Source organism: Arthrobacter sp. NPDC057009 (genome assembly GCF_042673905.1).
Lineage (GTDB): Bacteria > Actinomycetota > Actinomycetes > Actinomycetales > Micrococcaceae > Arthrobacter.
The window spans coordinates 190,700-212,220 of sequence record NZ_JBHUSB010000004.1 but is presented as its reverse complement, the minus strand read 5'-3'; the positions used below and the strand labels follow the sequence as shown (position 1 = coordinate 212,220).

Annotated in this window: 18 protein-coding genes; 5 read left to right on the top strand and 13 right to left on the bottom strand. The window is 67.1% G+C overall.

Annotation, left to right across the window (positions count from 1 at the left end):
* Positions 1 to 15: 15 nt before the first annotated feature.
* Positions 16 to 1,347: a M50 family metallopeptidase gene (locus tag ACFTR6_RS06590; RefSeq protein ID WP_377957308.1), complete on the bottom strand. Its 1,332-nt coding sequence runs from the start codon at positions 1,345 to 1,347 to the stop codon at positions 16 to 18.
* Between the two features lie 19 nt (positions 1,348 to 1,366).
* Positions 1,367 to 2,557 carry a 1-deoxy-D-xylulose-5-phosphate reductoisomerase gene (dxr, locus tag ACFTR6_RS06585; protein ID WP_377957332.1) on the bottom strand — a complete coding sequence of 397 codons (1,191 nt, stop codon included), beginning with the start codon at positions 2,555 to 2,557 and terminating at the stop codon, positions 1,367 to 1,369.
* Positions 2,558 to 2,692: 135 nt separating this feature from the next.
* Here dxr and ACFTR6_RS06580 point away from each other — a divergent pair, with 135 nt between their 5' ends.
* Positions 2,693 to 4,138 (top strand): lipase maturation factor family protein, encoded by a 1,446-nt coding sequence (locus ACFTR6_RS06580; RefSeq protein WP_377957307.1) that lies wholly within the window; start codon positions 2,693 to 2,695, stop codon positions 4,136 to 4,138.
* A gap of 64 nt (positions 4,139 to 4,202) precedes the next feature.
* Here ACFTR6_RS06580 and ACFTR6_RS06575 read toward each other — a convergent pair whose 3' ends face one another.
* From ACFTR6_RS06575 to ACFTR6_RS06540, 8 genes are all read right to left on the bottom strand, one after another.
* On the bottom strand, positions 4,203 to 6,767 hold the full coding sequence (locus tag ACFTR6_RS06575) for an ATP-dependent Clp protease ATP-binding subunit (protein WP_377957306.1): 2,565 nt from the start codon (positions 6,765 to 6,767) through the stop codon (positions 4,203 to 4,205).
* A gap of 108 nt (positions 6,768 to 6,875) precedes the next feature.
* Complete coding sequence (locus ACFTR6_RS06570; protein ID WP_076798174.1) at positions 6,876 to 7,706, bottom strand: CoA ester lyase; 831 nt, start codon at positions 7,704 to 7,706, stop codon at positions 6,876 to 6,878.
* A 15-nt stretch (positions 7,707 to 7,721) separates the two neighbouring features.
* Entirely contained in the window at positions 7,722 to 8,249 is a 528-nt protein-coding gene (locus ACFTR6_RS06565; RefSeq protein WP_076798175.1) for a MaoC family dehydratase, read from the bottom strand.
* The gene (locus tag ACFTR6_RS06560; RefSeq protein ID WP_087873563.1) at positions 8,246 to 8,992 is read right to left on the bottom strand and encodes a CoA transferase subunit B; all 747 of its coding nucleotides are present in this window, start codon (positions 8,990 to 8,992) and stop codon (positions 8,246 to 8,248) included. The genes ACFTR6_RS06565 and ACFTR6_RS06560 overlap by 4 nt, the downstream gene beginning before the upstream one ends.
* A 2-nt stretch (positions 8,993 to 8,994) precedes the next feature.
* Positions 8,995 to 9,819 (bottom strand): CoA transferase subunit A, encoded by an 825-nt coding sequence (locus tag ACFTR6_RS06555; protein ID WP_377957305.1) that lies wholly within the window; start codon positions 9,817 to 9,819, stop codon positions 8,995 to 8,997.
* 55 nt (positions 9,820 to 9,874) lie between these two features.
* Positions 9,875 to 11,050, bottom strand: a complete 1,176-nt coding sequence (locus tag ACFTR6_RS06550; protein ID WP_087873565.1) for an acyl-CoA dehydrogenase family protein — start codon at positions 11,048 to 11,050, stop codon at positions 9,875 to 9,877.
* Between the two features lie 2 nt (positions 11,051 to 11,052).
* On the bottom strand, positions 11,053 to 13,317 hold the full coding sequence (locus tag ACFTR6_RS06545; protein WP_377957304.1) for a biotin carboxylase N-terminal domain-containing protein: 2,265 nt from the start codon (positions 13,315 to 13,317) through the stop codon (positions 11,053 to 11,055).
* Between the two features lie 7 nt (positions 13,318 to 13,324).
* Positions 13,325 to 14,932, bottom strand: a complete 1,608-nt coding sequence (locus tag ACFTR6_RS06540; protein WP_377957303.1) for a carboxyl transferase domain-containing protein — start codon at positions 14,930 to 14,932, stop codon at positions 13,325 to 13,327.
* Between the two features lie 146 nt (positions 14,933 to 15,078).
* Between ACFTR6_RS06540 and ACFTR6_RS06535 the strand changes: the two genes are divergently transcribed.
* Complete coding sequence (locus ACFTR6_RS06535; RefSeq protein ID WP_087873567.1) at positions 15,079 to 15,774, top strand: TetR/AcrR family transcriptional regulator; 696 nt, start codon at positions 15,079 to 15,081, stop codon at positions 15,772 to 15,774.
* 185 nt (positions 15,775 to 15,959) lie between these two features.
* Here the strand turns inward: ACFTR6_RS06535 and ACFTR6_RS06530 are convergent, their stop codons facing one another.
* The 3 genes from ACFTR6_RS06530 to pdhA are packed head-to-tail and all read right to left on the bottom strand — an operon-like array spanning position 15,960 to position 19,539.
* The gene (locus ACFTR6_RS06530; protein ID WP_377957302.1) at positions 15,960 to 17,345 is read right to left on the bottom strand and encodes a dihydrolipoamide acetyltransferase family protein; all 1,386 of its coding nucleotides are present in this window, start codon (positions 17,343 to 17,345) and stop codon (positions 15,960 to 15,962) included.
* A gap of 8 nt (positions 17,346 to 17,353) precedes the next feature.
* Entirely contained in the window at positions 17,354 to 18,364 is a 1,011-nt protein-coding gene (locus ACFTR6_RS06525; protein WP_377957301.1) for an alpha-ketoacid dehydrogenase subunit beta, read from the bottom strand.
* Positions 18,364 to 19,539 carry a pyruvate dehydrogenase (acetyl-transferring) E1 component subunit alpha gene (pdhA, locus tag ACFTR6_RS06520; RefSeq protein ID WP_377957300.1) on the bottom strand — a complete coding sequence of 392 codons (1,176 nt, stop codon included), beginning with the start codon at positions 19,537 to 19,539 and terminating at the stop codon, positions 18,364 to 18,366. The genes ACFTR6_RS06525 and pdhA overlap by 1 nt, the downstream gene beginning before the upstream one ends.
* A gap of 196 nt (positions 19,540 to 19,735) precedes the next feature.
* Here pdhA and ACFTR6_RS06515 point away from each other — a divergent pair, with 196 nt between their 5' ends.
* The 3 genes from ACFTR6_RS06515 to ACFTR6_RS06505 all read left to right on the top strand — a co-directional run bounded on the left by ACFTR6_RS06515 (position 19,736) and on the right by ACFTR6_RS06505 (position 21,517).
* Positions 19,736 to 20,209, top strand: a complete 474-nt coding sequence (locus ACFTR6_RS06515) for an Lrp/AsnC family transcriptional regulator (RefSeq protein WP_087873573.1) — start codon at positions 19,736 to 19,738, stop codon at positions 20,207 to 20,209.
* Positions 20,210 to 20,347: 138 nt separating this feature from the next.
* On the top strand, positions 20,348 to 20,986 hold the full coding sequence (locus ACFTR6_RS06510) for a hypothetical protein (protein WP_377957299.1): 639 nt from the start codon (positions 20,348 to 20,350) through the stop codon (positions 20,984 to 20,986).
* A gap of 126 nt (positions 20,987 to 21,112) precedes the next feature.
* Positions 21,113 to 21,517 (top strand): DUF4383 domain-containing protein, encoded by a 405-nt coding sequence (locus ACFTR6_RS06505; RefSeq protein ID WP_076798187.1) that lies wholly within the window; start codon positions 21,113 to 21,115, stop codon positions 21,515 to 21,517.
* Positions 21,518 to 21,521: the final 4 nt, after the last annotated feature.

Below are 21,521 nucleotides of genomic sequence, written 5' to 3'. Positions count from 1 at the left end.
TTGGCTAACGGTCCGTTAGCCGAAGAGATTAACCGGTTTGACGATATCCGCATAGATCAGCAGGGCACCCATGCCCATCAGCAGCGCGGCTACCACGTAGGTCACGGGCAGCAGCTTCGCGATATCAAATGCGCCCGGGTCGGGCTTGCCCAGCAGCTTGGCGACCCGTCGCCGCACCGCCTCGTAGAGTGCGCCGGCGACATGGCCGCCGTCGAGCGGGAGCAGCGGGATCAGGTTGAACACTGCCAGGGCAAAGTTCAGCCCGGCGAGGAGTCCCACCAAGGCGGCCAGCCGGGCCTGGGCCGGCACTTCCTCCATGGCGGCCACCTCGCCGGCGACGCGGCCGACGCCCACCACGCTGATGGGGCCGTTGGGGTCGCGGGGTTCTTCACTGAACGCCGCCTGGGCAACGCCGGCAACCCGGGCCGGCAGGTTAAGCACGACGCCCGCGACCTGCCTGATGTTCTCCCCTGCCATGGGCAGGACGGACGACGCCGGTTGGGGAACCAGGGCGGTCTGCGCACCGATGCCGAGGAAGCCGACGTCCTGGTACAGGAGCTGTCCGGCTTCGTCCCTTGCCTGCCGTCCGTCCGCACCGACGACCGGGCGTGCGGACAGGACCGGCGTGACGGTGCTGGTCACCGGCGAGCCGTCGCGCTCCACGGTGATGGACACTTCCTTGCCGGCGGAGGCGCGGATCCAGCCTGTCAGCTGCTCCCAACTGGTCACGGTTTTTCCGTCAAAGGAGGTGATGACGTCATTGGGCTTGAGTTGGGCGGCAGCGGCCGGGGTGGGCTTGCAGTCTGCTGAATCCGGGTCAACGGTCTCCCCCGCCTTGACCTGGCACTTGGAGACGTCGGCGATGGTGGTGGTGGGCTCGGAGATCCCGAAGCCCATGAGCAGCACCGCCGTGAGAATGAGGCCAAGCAGCAGGTTCATCGCGGGCCCGCCGAGCATGATGATGATCTTCTTCCAGACCGGGAGCCGGTAGAACACGCGGTTCTCGTCGCCGGGACCCACGTCCTCATGGGCCAGGGAGCGGGCCTCGCTGGCCATGGTCTGGAACATCCCGGTGCTGGACGGGCGGACGGAACCGTCGTCCTTGTTGGGCGGGTACATGCCGATCATCGACACGTAGCCGCCCAGCGGCAGGGCCTTGAAGCCGTACTCGGTCTCACCCTTTTTGGTCGACCAGATGGTGGGGCCGAAGCCGATCATGTACTTGGTGACGCGCACCTTGAACAGCTTGGCGGGCAGCAGGTGGCCCACCTCGTGCAGCGCAATCGATGCTGCGATGCCGATGGCCACAAAGACGACACCAAGGATGAAGAGGATGACGGGACTCATGCTAAAGATCTGCTGCTTCCTAGAGACTGCTCACTGCTAAACGTTCGTGCGTGCGCGCACGTGCCCACTTCTCAGCATCAAGCACGGATCCGACCGTCAGCCCGGAGGAACCCGAATGTTCGCTGAGGACGGCGTCGATGGTGTCCACGATGTCCGTGAACCGGATCCGGCCCGCGTGGAAGGCCATGACGGCTTCCTCGTTGGCGGCGTTGAACACGGCGGGGTACGTGCTTCCCTGCCGGGCAGCGTCCTTGGCAAGCCGGACGGCGGGAAAGGCTTCGGCGTCGAGCGGCTCGAACGTCCAGCTGGTGGCCTGGCTCCAGTCGCAGGGCGCGGCGGCGTTGGGCACCCGGTCCGGCCAGCCCAGGCCCAGGGCTATCGGCAGGCGCATGTCCGGCGGCGAGGCCTGGGCGATGGTGGAACCGTCCACGAACTGGACCATGGAGTGGATCACGGACTGGGGATGGACCACCACGTCGATCCGGTCCAGGGGGATGTCGAACAGCAGGTGCGCCTCGATGACTTCCAGGCCCTTGTTCACGAGGCTGGCTGAATTGGTGGTGACCATCAGGCCCATGTCCCAGGTGGGGTGGGCCAGGGCTTCCTCGGGGGTCACGGCGAAAAGCTCTTCGCGGGTGCGCCCGCGGAACGGCCCGCCCGAGGCGGTCAGGATGAGCTTGTCCACCTCTGCGGCGGTCCCGGAGCGCAGGCACTGGGCGATGGCGGAATGCTCGGAGTCGACCGGGACGATCTGTCCCTCCGCGGCAGCGGCCTTGACCAGCGACCCGCCCACGATCAGGGATTCCTTGTTCGCGAGCGCCAGGGTGGCGCCGGACTCCAGCGCGGCGAGGGTTGGGGCCAGCCCGATCGAACCGGTGATGCCGTTGAGCACCACGTCCGCCTCCACTGCAGCGATCCTCGCGGAGGCGTCAGGGCCGGCGACGATCTCGGGCCGATACTGCCCGATCCCTGCCGCGCCGGCTGCATCATTGATCAGGTCCCGCAGGAGCCCGGGATCACCTTCGGCAATACCGACGGCGGCGGCCCGGGTGTGCACGGCTTGCCGGGCGAGCAGTTCGAGGTTGCCGCCTCCCGCGCTCAGTGCCACCACGTCGAAAAGGTGCGGGGCGCCGTCGACGACGTCAATCGCCTGGGTGCCGATGGAACCGGTGGATCCGAGGATGGCGATCCTGCGCGGCTGGCCTGTCATGGGTAGGTCGGGGCCCGAAGTCTGCATTGCTTAAGTATCCCGCACTGCTGGCGGCCGCCGGACGGGCGGGAGCCGTGTCACACATGCGGCCGGCCGCACCTTGACGCGCTTGCCCGCCGGGGTAACGTGGTGCCCGTGGACTGGGCAGCGTGGTTCGATGCGCCGGACTATGAATTCGCCCGGCAGGTGCTGCAGCGCGGTGTGGCCGCACTCTACTTCGTCGCGTTCCTGTCCTCCCTTAACCAGTTTCCCGCCCTTCTCGGCGAGCGCGGCCTGCTTCCTGTTCCGGACTACCTGAAGGCCTTCACCCGGATGCGCAGGCCCACGCTGTTCCGCTGGCGCTACTCGGACCGGCTGTTCCGGACAGTTTGTGCGGTGGGCCTGGTCATTTCGGCTGTCCTGGTCCTGGGCATCCCGCAGCTGGGCCCGCCCTGGGTGCCGCTGATCGCGTTCCTGGCGCTGTGGCTGCTGTACATGTCGGTGGTCAACGTGGGGCAGACGTTCTACGGGTTCGGCTGGGAGATGCTGCTCCTGGAGGCGGGCTTCACGGTGGCCTTCCTGGGGTCCGACCAGACCGACCCACCCCGGACCGTCCTGATCCTCGTGGCCTGGCTGGTGTTCCGGCTGGAATTCGGCGCCGGCATGATCAAGATCCGCGGCGGCCGGGAATGGCGCGACCTCACCGCCCTGTACTACCACCACGAAACCCAGCCGATGCCGGGCCCCCTCAGCCGGCAGGCGCATCTGCTGCCCAAGCCCTTCCACCGGCTGGAGGTGGTGGGCAACCACTTCGCCCAGCTGGTGGTTCCGTTCTTCCTCTTCGCGCCGCAGCCGCTGGGCAGCATCGCGGCAGGCATCATCATCTTCACCCAGCTGTGGCTGGTGGCCAGCGGCAATTTCGCCTGGCTGAACTGGATTGCGATTGTGCTGGCCTTCGCCGGAGTCAGCGATCCCGTGGCGCACGCCGTGCTCCCGTTCATTCCGCTCGAGTGGCACACCACCGGGGAGACTCCGCTGTTGTGGCTCGTCATCACGCTGGCCGCGTCCCTGCTCCTGGTGGTCCTCAGCTACTGGCCCATCAAGAACCTGTTCTCCCAGTACCAGTTGATGAACGCCAGCTTCAACCGCTGGCAGCTGGTGAACACCTACGGCGCGTTCGGCACGGTGACGAAGCAGCGCATCGAGGTGGCAGTGGAGGGCACGCTGGACGATGAGCCGGACGAGGCGGCCGACTGGCGCGAGTACGGGTTCAAGGGGAAGCCGGGCGACGTGCGCAGGCTGCCCCGCCAGTGGGCCCCGTACCACCTGCGGCTGGACTGGCTCATGTGGTTCCTGCCCCTGCGCACGGTCCACGAGGAATGGTTCTACGCTTTCCTGGGCAAGCTGCTGGAGGCGGACGCAGCGATGCTGCGGCTGTTGCGCCACGACCCGTTCGACGGCGAGCGCCCCCGGTGGGTGCGCGCCCGCACCTACCTGTACCGTTTCGCCACCCGCGCGGAGTTCCGGGAGACCGGCCAGCGCTGGATCCGGACGCCGCTCTATGAGGCGATCCCGCCCATTTCCCTGCGTGCCGGCAGGTAGCAGGGAAGCGGCAGGCGGGGCGGGTGCGTCGCTCCGCACCCGCCCCGCCAGTTCCGTCTGATGTCTACGCAGCGAGGGGAAGCACCCGGCTGCCCGCGCTGACGCTGATCTCCGCGCCCTCGACGGAAACTGTGACGCTTCCGCCCGGCTGCACCTCGGACGCCACCAGCAGGTCGGCGATGCGGTCGTCCACCTCGCGCTGGATCACCCGCCGCATCGCACGCGCACCGTATTCCGGTTCGTAGCCCCGCGCGGCAATCCAGTCGACGGCCTCCCCGGTCACGGAAAAGCCGATCCCCTGCGCCTGCAGGCGGCCTTCCGTGCCGTCCAGCATGAGCCGGACGATCTGGCGCAGCTGCGCCTGGTCGAGCTTGCGGAACAGGACGATCTCGTCGAGGCGGTTGAGGAATTCCGGCCGCATCGATTCACGAAGCCGGGCCATCACGCGTCCGCGCAGAGCCCGGTCCGAACCGGCGTCCCCCTCACTGGCCTGGATGGCGAACCCCGCCGGGCCCGTCCTGCTGGCGAGGAACTCGGACCCCAGATTCGACGTCATGATGATCACGGTGTTCCGGAAGTCAACTGTCCGTCCCTGCCCGTCGGTCAAACGCCCATCATCCAGGACTTGGAGCAGGAGGTTGAACACATCCGGGTGGGCCTTCTCGATCTCGTCCAGCAGCACAATGGAGTACGGATTCCGCCGCACCCGCTCGGTCAACTGGCCGGCCTCGCCGTACCCGACGTATCCGGGAGGGGCACCGACCAGGCGACTGACGGTGTGCCGTTCGCCGAACTCGCTCATGTCGAAGCGCACCAGGGCGTTCTCATTGCCGAAGAGGGACCGGGCCAGCGCCTTGGCCAGTTCGGTTTTACCGACGCCGGTGGGCCCGAGGAACAGGAAGCTGCCGATCGGCCTGCCCTCCGCGCCCATTCCGGTGCGGTTGCGGCGGACAGACTTGGCAATGGCCGTCACTGCGTCGTCCTGCCCGACGACCCGCTCATGCAGTTCCTCTTCCAGCTTTGCCAGCCGCTCCCGGTCACCCTCGGTAATCCGGCTTGCCGGAATGCCGGTGGCCCGGGAAATAATCTCGGCAATGCCCGCTTCGTCGACAACCGCAGGGGCGGCAGCGGGCGCCGCTCCGGAGTCGATCTTCTCCTTCAGGGATACGATCTCGTCCCGCAGCCGGGACGCCTCCTCAAAGCGTTCGTCAGCGACGGAGGCATTCTTTAATTCCTTCAGGGCGGAGAGACGCTCACGCAGGGCATCCAGCTGACCCGTGCCGCGCTGCAGGCTGAGCCGTGCTCCCGCCTGGTCAATGAGGTCAATGGCCTTGTCCGGCAGGAAGCGGTCCGTCACGTAGCGTGCGGACAGTTCGACCGCGGCGCGGATGGCAGCGTCGGTGTATTGCACGCCGTGGTGTTCCTCGTACCGGTCCTTCAGCCCAGCCAGGATCTGGATGGCATCCTCGATGTGCGGTTCACTGACGTGGACGGGCTGGAACCGCCGTTCGAGGGCAGGGTCCTTTTCCACCTTGCGGTACTCGTTCAGCGTCGTGGCCCCCACGAGATGGAGTTCGCCGCGTGCTAGGCGGGGCTTCAGGATGTTGCCCGCATCCATGCCGCCCTCGCCTGCCCCGCCGGCACCCATCACGGTGTGCAGTTCGTCGATGAACAGGATGATGCTTCCCGCTTGGCCGCTGATCTCGTCCATCGCCTTGGTGAGACGCTCTTCAAAGTCGCCCCGGTACCGGGTCCCGGCGAGCATGGCAGGCAGGTCCAGTGCAATGACGCGCTTGTCACGAAGCTGCTCGGGAACCGCGCCCGCGGCAATTGCCTGCGCCAGCCCCTCAACAATGGCTGTCTTGCCCACGCCGGCCTCCCCGATCAGGACAGGGTTGTTCTTGGTCCGGCGGGCGAGGATCTCGATGGCCTGTTCGGTTTCCTCCGAGCGTCCGATCACCGGATCCAGTCCGCCTTCGCGGGCACGCGCGGTCAGGTCCGTGCCGTAGGTGTCAAGGGTGGGCGTCGCAGGAGCGGGCCCTGCGGCCTGTTGGGCGGCAGCCGGCGAATTGGGTCCGCTTGCGAATCCGCCGTCAGGTTCTGCCTCATTGGCCCCCGACTGGAAGGACTCGGGCGTCACGCCCGAGGCCATGAGGATCTGGCCTGTCGGCGCTTCCTGGTTGAGCACCAGGGCAACGAACAGGTGCTCGGGATCGATGTAGGTCGAGCCGAAGGCACGGGCAACCTGGTGGGCGTCAAGCAGGGCCCGCTGGGCCGACGGCGTCAGGGCCGGTGCTCCGTCCACTGCCGCACTCGACGTTTCGGGCAGCCGTTCTTCCGCTGCCTGGGCGACTGTGGCGGGATCGGCGCCGGCGCGCCGCAGGTACCCGGCGGCGGGTTCGGTCTGCACCATGACGCGAAGAATGTGCAACGCGTCGACGTCGCTGTGACCGTGGTCAGTGGCGAACCGGGCGGCGAGGGCCAGCACCTCGTGGGTGCGGCGGCTCAGCAGCCGGGTGAGATCCCGGGTACGTGCCGGCCTGGCACCCCGCTGGCCCTGAAGGTAACGGGCAAAGAACTCTTCAAACGAACCGTTGCCGGAAGCGGCAGGCCCGAAAAACGTAGGCATTCAACCTCCATAGAAACTTGAGTGTACTTGACTCAAGTCTTGGTCCTGGAGATTTATTCCCTAGCCGGCGGTGCCCCTTTCCCGGGTTCTCTTCGTCCCTGGATACGGCTAGCGGGATCGGGCCAGGACCGACTCCGCGTGCCGGAGGATGGGCCCGTCGATCATCCTGCCCTGGTACTGGAACACGCCGGTTCCGGCAGTGCGTGCCGCTTCCAGGAGTTCGCGTGCCGCGGCGACGTCCCGCTCGGAGGGCGCGTACGCCTCCCGGACGGCGGCCACCTGGCTGGGGTGGATGCAGGCCTTGGAACCGAAACCCGAGGCAACGGCGTCCCGGGCCTCCGCGGCCAGCCCGTCAAGGTCCGGGATGTTCACGTACACGGCATCCACGGCCTGTTTGCCGGCTGCGCCGGCGGCCAGGAGCACCGACGAGCGGGCGTGCAGGGCTACGGCACGGTAGCTGCCGTCGTCGTTCCTGCTGGACGTGCCGCCAAGGGAAGCAAGCAGGTCCTCGGCCCCCCACATCATGGCCACCACGTTGGGTTCGGCGGCAATGGCGGGTGCGTGGACCACGCCCGCGGCGGTCTCACACAGGGCAATCACGTGGAAATCCGGCAGGGCCCGGAGCTGGCTGGCGCTCTCCGCCTTGGCAAGCATGACGGTGCGGTAGGGGGTGTGGGCCAGGCAGTGCAGGTCCTTCTCGAAGTCCTCGGTGCCAGCCGGGTTGATCCTAATGATGGTCCGGCTGGGATCCAGCTCCGGCCCTTCCCCGGATCCGCCGAGCTGGGCCAGGATGGCGCCCCGTGCCCGCTGCTTGTCCGGCGCGGCCACGGCATCCTCGAGGTCCAGGATGACCGCATCGGCGCGCTCGGCGGCTTTTTGGAAGCGTTCGGGACGGTCGGCAGGGCAGAAAAGGAGGGCGGGTCCCATCACAAAAGTCATAGTGCCATTGTCCGATTATTTGTCCCGCTGCGCCTCTATGTGTGCCTCGCGAGTCCACATCAGGCAGCTTCGCGTGGCCAGCGCCACCACCGTTCCGTCCTGGTTGCGCCCGGTGTGCTGCATGGTGACGACGCCCTGCCCCGGCCGTGATTCGGAGAGCCTCTTTCCGGTGATGACGGTCTCCGTGTAGAGGGTGTCGCCATGGTAGAGCGGATGCGGGAAGGAGACGTCCGTCAGCCCCAGCTGCGCAATGATGGTGCCCTGGGTCAGCTGGCCAACGGACTGCCCCACCACCGTGGCCAGCGTGAACATGGAGTTCACCAGGCGCTGGCCGAAGGGCTGTCCCGAGCTCCAGGCCGCGTCCAGGTGCAGCCCCTGCGTGTTCATGGTCATGGTGGTGAACAGCACGTTGTCCGTCTCGGTAACGGTCCGCCCCGGGCGGTGGGCGTACACGACGTCCTCCTCGAGTTCCTCGAAGTAGAGTCCGCGCTGCTCGATGACCCGCGCGCCGCCGGTGGCTGAGCCTGCCGAAACTGCACTCATACGGTGAGTTCCTGGTCTTCCTCGAACAGTTCCGCCCCGGTGGCCGCGACCATGTCCTCCGCCGACACGTTGGGCGCCAGCTCACGCAGGACCAGACGGGATCCGCCGGCATCGGCGACGACGTCGATGACGCCGAGGTCGGTGATGATGCGGTCCACGCAGGCCTTGCCCGTCAGCGGCAGCGAGCACCGTTCCACGATTTTCGGCTTTCCGCTGCGGTCCACATGCTCCATCATGACGATCACCTTTTTGGCGCCGAAGACCAGGTCCATGGCCCCGCCCATGCCCTTGACCATCTTTCCGGGGATCATCCAGTTGGCGAGGTCTCCGTTGGCGGCCACCTCCATGGCGCCGAGCACGGCCACGTCCACGTGCCCGCCGCGGATCATGCCAAAGGACTGGGCGGAGTCGAAGAATGCGGCACCCTTGTTGACGGTGACGGTTTCCTTGCCGGCGTTGATCAGATCCGGATCCACCTCGTCCTCGCCGGGATAGGGGCCGACGCCGAGGATGCCGTTCTCGGAGTGCAGAACCACTTCGACGCCGGCCGGGATGTAGTTGGGGATCAGGGTGGGCATGCCGATGCCGAGGTTCACGTACTGGCCGTTGCTCAGCTCCTGGGCTACGCGGGCGGCGAGCTCATTGCGCGTCCAGCCCTTGCCTTCCGGGTGGGAGGAGGCGGCCCGGCGGTATTCGTGCCGCACGGCCTCGGGGCGGGGAGCCAGGGGGCTGTTCGGGTCCATCGTTACGCTCCTGCCTGTTCGCTGGTTGCGGTGCTTTCGGCTGCCCCCGTGCTTCCGGGCTGGGCTGCAGACGCCGCAGACAGTGCCACGGTCCGCTTCTCAATACGCTTCTCGGACTCGGGCACCACCACCACGCGCTGGACAAAGATGCCCGGCAGGTGGACGTGCTCCGGATCCAGCTCGCCCGGCTCCACGAGTTCTTCCACCTCTGCAATCGTGATCCGTCCCGCCATGGCGCAGAGGGGGTTGAAGTTCATGGCCGTCGCGTGGAAGACGAGGTTCCCGTGCCGGTCGCCCTTCCAGGCGTGGACCAGGCCGTAGTCGGGGGTCAGTGATTCCTCCAGGACATAGTCGACGCCATCGAAGCTGCGCACTTCCTTTGGCGGGGACGCGATGGCGATGCCTCCGTCGGCGTCGTATTTCTGCGGCAGGCCGCCGTCGGACACCTGCGTTCCAACCCCCGCCTTCGTGTAAAAGGCGGGGATGCCGGCGCCGCCGGCGCGCAGCTTTTCGGCGAGGGTGCCCTGCGGGGTGAGGACCACTTCAAGTTCGCCGGCGAGGTACTGCCGGGCGAACTCCTTGTTCTCCCCCACGTACGAGCTGACAGTCCGCCGGATCCGGCCGTCCCTGAGGAGGACGCCCAGGCCCCAGTCGTCCACGCCGCAGTTGTTGCTGACGGTCTCGAGGTCCTTGGTGCCGCGGCGGTGGAGGGCATCTATGAGCGCCACCGGGATCCCGCACAGGCCAAAACCCCCGACGGCGAGCGATGCGCCGTCGGATATGTCGGCGACCGCTTCGTCAGCGCTGGCAACAACCTTGTCAATCATCCTTGATCCTTTCGGCGTCTCCACAGACTCTCGACAGACACGGCCACCTGGCCTTTTACAGCCCGAGTTCGCGGGCGATAAGCATCAGCTGGACCTCCGTGGTGCCCTCCCCCACCTCCAGGATCTTGGAGTCCCGGTAGTGGCGCGCCACGGTGAACTCGTTGATGAAGCCATAGCCGCCGAATACCTGGGTGGCATCCCGCGCGTTGTCCATGGCCGCCTCGCCTGCGACCATCTTAGCTATGGCCGCCTGGGTCTTGAACGGCTTGCCGGCGAGCATCCGGGCGGCCGCATCGTAGTAGGTAAGACGCGCGGTATGGGCACGTGCCTGCATGCGGGCGATCTTGAACGAGATGGCCTGGTGCTTGCCGATATTGGTGCCGAAGGCGCTGCGGTCCTTGGCGTAGCGGACCGAAAGATCCACGCAGCCCTGCGCAGCGCCGGTGGCCAGGGCAGCGATGGCGATCCGGCCCTCGTCCAGGATGGACAGGAAGTTGGCGTAGCCGCGGCCCCGCTCCCCCAGCAGGTTCGCCTCGGGCACAGTGACGTCCCGCAGGGTCAGGGGGTGGGTGTCCGACGCATTCCAGCCCACCTTGTTGTACGCCTTCTCCGCCTTGAACCCGGGCGTGTCGGTGGGCACCAGGATCGTGGAAATCTCCTTCTTGACGCTGCCGTCCTTGCGCTCCTGCTGGCCGGTGACGGCGGTGACGGTCACCAGCCTGCTGATGTCCGTTCCCGAGTTGGTGATGAATTCCTTGTTGCCGTTGATGACCCAGTTTTTTCCGTCCCCGCTGTCCTCCAGCCGGGCTGTGGTCTTCGTGCCGCCGGCGTCCGAGCCCGCCTCCGGTTCGGTCAGGCCAAAGCCCGCGAGCGCCTTTCCGGACGCGAGCAGCGGCAGCCACTCCTGCTTCTGGGCCTCGGTGCCGAAGCGGAAAACGGGCATGGCGCCGAGCGAAACACCGGCCTCGAGCGTGATGGCAACTGACTGGTCCACCCGTCCCAGCTGCTCCAGCGCAAGTGCCAGCGCGAAGTAATCGCCGCCCATGCCGCCGTATTCCTCCGGGAACGGCAGGCCGAACAGGCCCATATCGGCCATTTGTGCCACTACCTCGTAGGGGAAGCTGTGTTCCTCGTCGTGCTTGGTGGAGACGGGTGCCACCACCTCGTCGGCGAACTCCCGGACGGTCTTGCTGAGGTCCTGGTACTCCTCGCTGAGGTCAAAATCGGCCATGGTTAGGCCTCCTTACGTTCATCTGTTGCATCGTGGGTTGCGGTGCCTTCCGATACAGGGCCGGAAGTGTCCGCCGGGTGGATGGTGGCGACGGTCTGGCCTGCCCTGACGAGGTCACCCGTGCTGACGCTGATATGGACGGTCCCGGCGACTTCGGCCACGAGCTGGTGCTCCATCTTCATGGCCTCCACGGACAGCAGCACCTGTCCCGCGGCCACGGGATCTCCCTCCTGCACCGCCACGGAGACAACCGTTCCGGGCATGGGTGACCGGACTTCCGGATCGGCCGCGCCTTCTTCCCGTTCGATGGCGGCCAGCACGCGCTCCACGCGGCTCTCGCGGGTGAGGACCTCGAGTCCGCACGCGCAGCCGCCGCTGCCTACGTAAACGTGCCGCGTCCGCGCTTGCCCGCGAAGGCCGGCGCTGCCGTGCAGCTCCCCGGACATCCCCACGGCGAACGTGTGCTGCTGGTCCTCCAGCTCGAACCTGATGACGCCGGATGCGGACTCTGCGGCATGCTCCCGGCCGTCCGGCCCGACGGCGGCACCCGCCGCTCCGAGGACGTGCACCGTCCGCTCCGGGCCGTCGCCGACGCGCACCAGGGCATGGCCGGCGTCGCCCTGCCAGGTGATGCCCACGGTGGCCATGCCGCCGCCGGGAAGGCCGAAGTTAATCCGCCATGGTGCCGGGGCACCGAGTCGCCAGCCCCGTGCGCTGTCCCAGGGCGGCCGGGGACCTGTCCGTCTGCCACCGAAAGCGCCCGCGCCGGCGTCTTCAGCAGCCGCGGCCTCGCGCGTCCAGAATGTCAGGGCGGCAGCCGTAAGCTCTGCCTCGCCGGCTTCCCGGAACGCCAGGTCCGGCATCCTCCGGTCGATCAGCGTCGTGTCCAGCCGGCCGGCGCGGACGTCGTCGTCATTGATCAGGAGCCGCAGGTATTCCACGTTCGTGTCGATGCCCAGGACGGTGTAGCGTTCCAGGGCCGCGTCCAGCCTGTCCAGGGCGGCCTTGCGGTCCGTTCCCCAGGCAATGACCTTGGACAGCATGGGATCGTAGTCGCTGGAGATTTGCAGCCCCGGCAGCAGCGATGAGTCAATGCGGACGCCCTCGTCCTGGTGCTCCGGCCGGAACCCGGTCCCGAACGAGGCGCCGTATTCGTCAAGGAGCACCACCTCGCCCGAGGAGGGCAGGAAGTTCCGGTGCGGGGTTTCGGCGTAGACGCGGGCTTCGGCTGCATGGCCGTTAAGCACGACGTCGTCCTGCCCGACGGTGAGCACCTCGCCGGCGGCGATGCGCACCTGCCACTCGACGAGGTCAATGCCGGTGACCATTTCCGTCACCGGGTGTTCCACCTGGAGCCGGGTGTTCATTTCCATGAAGAAGAACTCATCCGGCGAGTCGTCCGACACCAGGAATTCCACGGTGCCGGCACCGGTGTAGTGGACGCTGCGGGCGGCCTGGCAGGCGGCCTCGCCGATCTTCGCCCGGACGGCCTCGCCGTCGGGCAGTGATTCCAGCAGCGGTGACGGGGACTCCTCGATGACCTTCTGGTGCCGCCGCTGCAGGGAGCACTCGCGCTCCCCCAGGTGGATGACGTTGCCGTGGGTATCGGCCAGGACCTGCACCTCGATGTGCCGCGGGGACGTCACCAGGCGTTCCAGGAACAGGGTGTCGTCCCCGAACGCGCCCGCAGCAACGCGCCGCGCGGTGGCCAGGGCGGACGGCAGGTCCTCTGGCCGGTCCACGGCATGCATTCCCTTGCCGCCGCCGCCCGCCGAGGGCTTGATCAGCAGGGGGAAACCCACGGCCGGGGCGGCCGCGATGAGTTCCGCATCCGTCATGCCGGGTTCGGCGATGCCCGGAACCACCGGAACGCCGTACCCCGACACGTGGTTTTTCGAGCGGATCTTGTCCCCCATGACATCCAGCGCCTCGGCCCCGGGGCCGATGAAGGCGATGCCGGCGGCCGCTAGTGCCCGGGCAAAGTCGGCATTCTCGCTCAGGAACCCGTAGCCCGGATGCACCGCCTGGGCACCGGAGTCCTGGCACGCCCTGATGATGGCGTCGATGCTGAGATAGCTCTCGGCCGCCGCGGCGGGCCCGATCCTGACGGCGGTGTCGGCTTCGCGCACGTGGCGGGCACCGGCGTCGGCATCGCTGTAGACCGCAACGGAACGGATTCCCATGGCGCGCAGGGTCCTGATCACCCGGCAGGCAATCTCACCGCGGTTGGCCACCAGGACCGTGCGGAACTTACGTTCGATAGTCATGTCAGGCTCACATCCGGAAGAGGCCGAAGGAGGGCTCCGGCAGCGGGACGCGGGAGACGACGTCGAGGGCCAGGCCCAGGACCGTGCGGGTGTCCGCGGGGTCGATCACGCCGTCGTCCCACAGGCGTGCCGTGGAATAGTAGGGGCTGCCCTGGTCCTCGTACTGCTGCCGGATGGGAGCCTTGAAGGCTTCTTCCTCCTCGGCGGACCACTCCTGCCCGGCTGCCTCATACTGGTCGCGCTTGACGGTGGCCAGGACGCTGGAGGCCTGGTTGCCGCCCATGACGGAAATCCGGCTGGCGGGCCACATCCACAGGAAGCGCGGTGAATAAGCCCGCCCGCACATCGAGTAGTTGCCGGCACCGAAGGACCCGCCGATCACCACCGTCAGCTTGGGCACGCGCGTGGTAGCGACGGCGGTGACCATCTTGGCGCCGTTCTTGGCAATGCCGCCCTGCTCGTAGTCCTTGCCCACCATGAAGCCGGAGATATTCTGCAGAAAGATCAGCGGGACGCCGCGTTGGTCGCAGAGTTCAATGAAGTGGGCGCCCTTGAGTGCCGACTCGCTGAAGAGCACGCCGTTGTTGGCCACGATGCCCACGGGGTGTCCGTGCAGCCGGGCGAATCCGGTCACCAGGGTGGCACCGTAATTCTTCTTGAACTCATGGAAGCGGCTGCCGTCCACAAGCCGGGCGATGACCTCCCGGACGTCGTACTGCGCATTGACGTCCGTGGGGACGGCGCCGTAGAGCTGGCCGGGCTCGGCAACGGGTTCGACGGCGGCGTCCACGTCCCAGACGGGCTGCGCGGGCACCGGCAGTGTGGCCACGATGTCACGGACGATCTGCAGGGCGTGCTCGTCGTTTTCGGCGAGGTGGTCACTGACACCGGAAATCCGCGAGTGCACCTCGCCGCCCCCGAGCTCTTCGGCGCTGACGACCTCGCCGATGGCCGCCTTCACCAGGGGCGGCCCGCCCAGGAAGATGGTTCCCTGGTTGCGGACAATCACCGTTTCATCGCTCATCGCGGGAACGTAGGCGCCCCCTGCGGTGCAGGAGCCCATGACGGCGGCGATCTGCGGAATCCGCGCGGCTGACATCCTGGCCTGGTTGTAAAAGATGCGGCCGAAATGGTCCCGGTCCGGGAACACCTCGTCCTGCTTCGGGAGGAAGGCCCCGCCCGAATCCACCAGGTAGATGCACGGGAGCCGGTTTTCGAGCGCGATCTCCTGCGCCCTGAGGTGCTTCTTGACCGTCATGGGATAGTAGGTGCCGCCCTTGACGGTGGCGTCGTTGGAAATGACCAGCACATGGCGGCCGTGCACCAGGCCGATGCCCGTGATGATGCCGGCGCCGGGTGAATCGTCGTTGTACATACCGTTCGCTGCCAGCGGGGCAATCTCAAGGAAGGGGCTGCCGTCGTCGAGAAGCCGGTCAATCCGCTCCCGGGGAAGCAGCTTGCCGCGGGACATGTGCCGCTCACGGGATTTTTCCGGCCCGCCCAGCGCCGTGGTGGCAAGACGTTTCCGCAGCTCGTCGGCGAGCGCGCGCTGCGCAAGGCTGTTCGCCTCAAACGCGCTACCGGCGGTATCCAGCCGGCTGGCGAGTGTCTCCATTGACCGCTTCCATTCCCGGGCACTTCCGGCGGCAGTCGCGCCGCATTTCGGTTAGTGCCTCGTAACTGAGTTTAGGTTAGTCTCTAGTGACTGTGATGTCCAACACAGGATGTTGGTAGAGTTCTTTGGGTTTTCGAGGAGGAAATGTGCCCACCACAGATCACGGAGAGCTCACCGCTGCCGGCCAGGCCGCGCCCGGCCAAGAAACAGCGCCCGGCCCTGATTCAACACCCGGCCCCACCCAGCGCAGCCGGGCGAAGGAATCCCGCCGGCAGGCGCTGCTGTCAGCCGCGGCCACGCTCTTCGCCGGCAACGGCTTCAATAGGGTCTCCCTCGAGGACCTCGGGGCCGCAGCCGGAGTGAGCGGACCGGCCGTATACCGCCACTTCCCGGGCAAGCAGGCCGTGCTCGGCGCGTTGCTGCTCACTGTCAGCCAGGACCTGCTCGACGGCGGCCGCCGCGTGGTTGCCAACGCCGCCGAACCCTCCGCGGCTTTGGCCCGTCTGGTGCAGTTCCATGTGGACTTCGCCCTCAGCAACCCCGACGTGATCCGGGTCCAGGACCGGGATTTCAGCAACCTGACCAGTGAAGACCAGGAGCAGGTGCGGGCCCTGCAGCGCAGCTACGTGGAGGTGTGGGTTGACGTGCTCGCCGGCATCCATGGCACCACAGACACCGCAGAACTGCGCATGCGCGCCCTGGCAACCTTCGGCCTCATCAACTCGACGCCGCACTCTGTCCGCAACCACGGCCGGCGGATGGCCATCAGGTCGGCCCGGCCGCTCCTGGAGAACATGGCGCTGGCGGCCCTGCTGGTGACGTCCAGCCCGCTCGGCACCTGAGCCCTCCCCCTGCTGGCCCCGCGCCTATCCGGCATCCCTGGGCCAGGGTGCCGCGGCGAACCTCCCGCCAGGCCAAAACGGGGCACTTCGATACGGACACGCCGACGTTGGGGCCATCAAACCCCCACTGCGGCGCCAAAGTACCCCGTTTTGGTTGCAGGCTCGAAAGAAACTGCGGTGAAGGATCAGGCCATTGCGAGGGCCATGCCGGGATCCGCGAGAAGGGCACCGACGTCAGCCAGGAACCTGGAGCCCTGCTCACCGTCCACCAGCCGGTGGTCGAAGGACAGGCTCAAGGTCATGACCTGCCGCAGTGCGACCTGGTCCTGGTACTCCCATGGCATCTTGCGGACGGCGCCCATGGCGAGGATCGCGGCCTCCCCCGGGTTGAGGATGGGCGTGCCGGCGTCGATCCCGAAGACACCGATGTTGGTGATGGAGATGGTGCCACCTGAAAGGTCCTCCGGGCTGGTCTTGCCTGCCCTGGCGGTGTCCGTCAGTTCCGCGAGCGCCGTGGAAAGGTCCACGAGCGCCAGGCGGTCGGCGTCCTTGATATTGGGGACGGTGAGCCCGCGCGGGGTTGCGGCCGCGATACCCAGGTTCACGTAGTTGAACTGCACGATCTCCTGGTTGGCCTCGTCCCACTTGGCATTGAGCCCGGGGTTGCGGCGCAGCGCGATCAGCACGGCCTTGGCCACGAGGGTCAGCGGCGTCAGCTTGTGGCCGGCAAAGGCCTTGCTCTCCTTCAGCCTTGCCAGCAGTTCCATGGCCGGCGTGACGTCCACCGTGAGGAATTCCGTGACGTGCGGCGCCGTGAAGGCACTGCTGACCATCGCGGCTGCCGTGAATTTGCGGACACCCTTGATTGGCGTGCGGACCTCGCGCTCGCCCTGTGGCACAGCCTGGGGTGCCGCCGGCTGTGCCGCCAACTCGTGCGCCGCTGCGGGAAGGTCCCCGCCGCCCACGAAGTTGCGGACGTCGTCCCGGGTAATCAGGCCGCTGGGACCGCTTCCGGCCACCTTTTCCAGTTCGACACCCAGGTCCTTGGCAAGCTTCCGGACCGGCGGTGTGGAACGCGGGCGCTCAGCGGACTTGGTTTCGGCAGGCTTGGTTTCCACAGGCCTGATTTCGGCAGGCTCAGCCAGCGGGGCTTTGGTTTCGACGGGCTTGGTCTCGACGGGCCGGGGCTCGGCCGGCTCGGCCAGCGTGCGCTGCCGCCGGACTGGGCGGCCGGTGCTTTCGACCACGGCGCCGTACCCGACGAGGTTGGGTTCCCTTTTGGGGAGCGCCGCCTCAGCCGGGGCAGCAGCGGCAGGCTGGGTGCCGGCGTCGTCCTTCACCTCGAACGAGACGATCGGCTTGCCCACCTCCACGACCGTTCCCGGCTGTTCATGCAGGGCGGTGATGACGCCGGCGAACGGGGAAGGCAACTCCACCACCGCCTTGGCAGTCTCCACCTCGGCAATGACCTGGTTCAGGCTGACGGTATCCCCTACCCCCACCTTCCAGCTGACGATTTCCGATTCGGTCAGTCCTTCGCCAAGATCGGGCAGCCGGAATTCCTTGATCATGGTGGCGGTCATCCTTCCAGCCCGCTCAGCGAATTCGGCCGGCCCAGCGCGCGGTCCACGCCGTCGAGAATCCGGTCAAGATCCGGAAGGTGGTGCATCTCCACCCTCGAATAGGGGTATGGCACGTCAAACCCGGTGATGCGGACGGGTGCGGCCTCAAGGTGGTAGAAGCAGCGTTCGGTAATGCTGGCCGCAACCTCCGCGCCGAGTCCGCCCGACTGCCCGGCCTCATGGGTGATCACCAGCCTGCCCGTCTTGCGGACGGAGGCCTCCACGGTGGCGAAATCGACGGGAGCCAGCGAGCGCAGGTCGATGACCTCCACAGAGACTCCCTCGTCCGCGGCCGCCGTGGCAGCATCGCGGGCGGTCTTGACCAACGGCCCGTAGGCGACGAGCGTGACGTCGCTGCCGTCCGTGACCACCCTCGCCTGGCCCATTGGCGGGGCCGAAGCAGGATCGAGCGCCTCGTCCACCTCGCCTTTGTCGTGGTAGCGGCGTTTGGGCTCAAAGAACACCACGGGGTCGTCGCAGGAAATGGCCTGCTGGATCATGGTGTGGGCATCCTGCGGGCTGGCCGGCGTAATCACGCGCAGGCCCGCGGTGTGCGCGAAGTAAGCCTCAGGCGACTCGGAGTGGTGTTCCGGGGACCCGATGCCGCCGCCGAACGGGATGCGTATGGTGATGGGCATTTTCACGGTGCCCCGGCTGCGGTAATGCATCTTCGCCACCTGGGACACGATCTGGTCGAAGGCGGGGTAGACGAAGCCGTCGAACTGGATTTCCACCACCGGGCGGTACCCGCGGTAGGCCAGGCCCACAGCGGTGCCCACAATCCCGGACTCGGCCAGGGGCGTGTCCACTACGCGGTGCTTGCCGAAGTCCTTCTGCAGCCCGTCGGTCACGCGGAAGACACCACCAAGGGTGCCGATGTCCTCGCCCATGAGGACCACTTTGGGATCGTTGTCGAGGGATCTGCGAAGGCCGGAGTTTATTGCCCGCGCAAAGGTCATCTGCGTCATCAGCGCGCACCTTCTTCTTGGGTTGCCGCGTCGGGATCGCCGAAACTGGCAAGGTAACGGGAGTAGTGGTCCTGCTGGCGTTCCAGCCAGGAGTTGGGGGTGCTGTAGACGTGCTGGAACACGTCGAGGGGGGCGGGGTCCGGCATGTCCACGCAGCCGGCCCGCAGCTCGCGGGCGACGGCGTCTGCCTTGGTCCGCACGCTGGTTTCGAACTCCTCGGTGAACAGGCCCTTCCGGTCCAGCAGCGCATGGACCCGGCCGATGGGGTCCTTGGCCGCCCAGTCCTCGAGTTCGTTGGGGTCGCGGTACCGGGTGGGATCGTCTGCCGTCGTATGCGGTCCCATCCGGTAGGTGACGGCCTCGATGAAGGTGGGGCCGCCGCCGCGGCGGGCACGGTCAAGGGCCACCCGCGTGGCTGCCATGACCGCCAGCACGTCGTTGCCGTCAACGCGCATGCTCGGGAGTCCGAATCCGATCCCGCGTTCCACCAGCTGTGTGTGGGACTGGAGGCGCACCGGTTCGGAGATGGCCCAGTGGTTGTTCTGGCAGAAGAACACGAGAGGGACCTGGTAACTGGCGGCGAAGACCATGGCCTCGCTGACATCGCCCTCGCTGGTGGCTCCGTCGCCGAAGTAAACAATGGCCGCGGAATCGGCGCCGTCGTTCTGGATTCCCATGGCGTACCCGGTGGCATGCAGCGTCTGCGCCCCGATGACGATCTGCGGTATTGCCATGTTGACCGTGTACGGGTCCCAACCGCCGGAGGCGGCGCCGCGCCAGACGCGCAGAATGTCCGGCAGGTCGACCCCGCGGCAGTAGGCAACACCGTTCTCGCGGTAGCTGGGGAAAATGAAGTCGTCGTCCCGCAGGGCCCGCACGGAGCCCACCTGCGAGGCCTCCTGGCCCAGCAGCGGTGGCCACAGACCCAGCTCACCCTGGCGCTGCAGGGCGGTAGCCTCTTTGTCGATCCGCCGGATCACCACCAGGTCCTCGTAAAGCGAGCACAGCTGCTCGTCCGAGATGTCCTTGACCCAGGGGTCATACTCCGGATGGCTGACGCGCTCCCCCGCGGGGGTGATCAGCTGAACCATGCCGTGGCCTGCGCCACCCTGGTGCCCTGCCTTGTTGTCCCGGCCGGCGGTTGTTCCGCCCTGGCCCGCATCGTCTGTCACCACTGTTGCCGCAACCTTCTGACGTCGTGTAACCATCCCGCGGCAGGACTTGTGATACCGCCGCATTCCGGCCTCCCGGGCGCCTTTGCCCCGGTTAATTGTGACCATACTCACAATGTTCAAGTGGTACAACCACTGCGGTGGAAACTGAGCAGAATGCACTGTTTGGCGGACTCAGACCGTGCTAGCCTTGCGCATTATGCAAGCTTTGGATGGCACTGACACCCGGCTGCTCTCCGCCCTGGCGCAGGATCCCCGCCGTACTGTGGTGGCCCTCGCGCAAAAGCTCGGCCTTTCCCGCAACACCGTCCAGGCGCGCATGGCCCAGCTTGAGAAGAAGCACGCCTTCCTCTCGTTCGAGCGGCGCATCAATCCGGTGTCCCTGGGGTATCCGCTCATGGCCTTCATCTCGGTCCACGTCCAGCAGCAGAAGCTCGGTTCCCTCGCCGATGAACTGGCCGCCGTGCCGGAGATCCTCGAGGGCTATGGCCTGACCGGCTCTGCGGACCTGCTGCTGCGCGTGGTGGCACTGGACGCCGAGGACCTCTTCCGGATCAACGGGAAGATCCTGGCCTGCGACGGTGTCGAGCGGACCGATACCGCCCTGGCCATGGGGGAACTGATCCCGTTCCGGATCCAGCCGCTGCTGGACCGCAACTCAGCCGGAGAGTGAGCATGGCCGGCCGGCTGTAACCGCGGGACACATCGATGTTCGGCCGCGCGGGCGCTATAGGCTATTCCACAAACGTGACCGGGCGCCGGCGTGCCCGTTAATTGGAGCGCCGCTGGTGCGGTGCCGGAAAGGCCACCCTTGAGCAATCCCCCGCTCCCCCCGCAGCAGCCGGGCGGGCAACAGCCTGCTCCGCAGCAGCCCGGCACCTATCCGTCCTGCCCGAACCAGCCCGGTCCGCAGCAGCCGGGTCCCTATCCGTCCGGCCCAAACCAGCCCGGTCCGCAGCAGCCGGTTGGCCGGAGGCCGCTCCCGCCGTCTCCGTTCGGCCTGCCCGGCGTGCCGGCGGCCAGGAGCCGCAAGGGCACCTGGCTCGTGGCGGGCATTGTGGCGGGCGTGCTCTTGCTGGTGGGCGTCGGGGCGTGGCTCCTGATGAACCTCGTGGGCGGCGGCACCAGGCAGGCCGGGGACCTTGCGGACGGCTTCACCAAGCTGGTCATCGCGGGCGACACGGACAAGGCCTACAACGACTACATGGACCCCAGCCTCAAGGAGCAGCTGAGCCGCGAGGGCTTCGCTTCCGGCGTCCAGAGCCTCCAACTCGATCCGTCCTGCACCACGACCTACGACGACCTCAAGGTCACGACCGAGAACGGCAACAACATCGCGGATGTCGCAGGGCTCATCAAATGCCGGGACAAGGACATTGAACTCGTGTACCGGTTCGCCGGCAAGGACGACCTGAAAATGGTCACCATCCGGCTCCGGCCTAAGTCCTGATCCTCTTTTTTGACCGTCCACCCATCCAAGCGCATACCAGGGCCGAATTGCTTCCGAAGGGTCCCGCCCGGGGACTCCGCACCCAGGCCGGGCACCTGCCCGGCCCCAACCGGAAGGACATGGGCCATGCGCAACTCACCCAACCGACTTGTCGCCACCGTTTTCGGAGCCGTCTACCTGCTGGTGGGACTCGTTGGCTTCGCCGTGACGTCGGGAGTGGGCTTCTTCTCCACCGAAGGCGCCAACCTGATCATCTTCGAAGTCAACCCGCTGCACAACGTGATCCACCTGGCCATTGGCGCCGCACTGCTCTACGCCGGTGTCAAGGACGTCCAGCTGGCGCGCACCGTCAACACGGCAGTGGGTGCCGTGTACCTGCTGGTGGGCATCGTCGGCCTGTTCCTGCTCAACTCGCCGCTGAACATCATTGCCCTCAACGGCGCGGACAACGTACTCCACCTGGCGAGCGCCGTCCTGCTGCTCGGCGTCGGACTGTCCCTGGACAAGGTCCCCGCCACAGCCCGCGCCTAGAAGA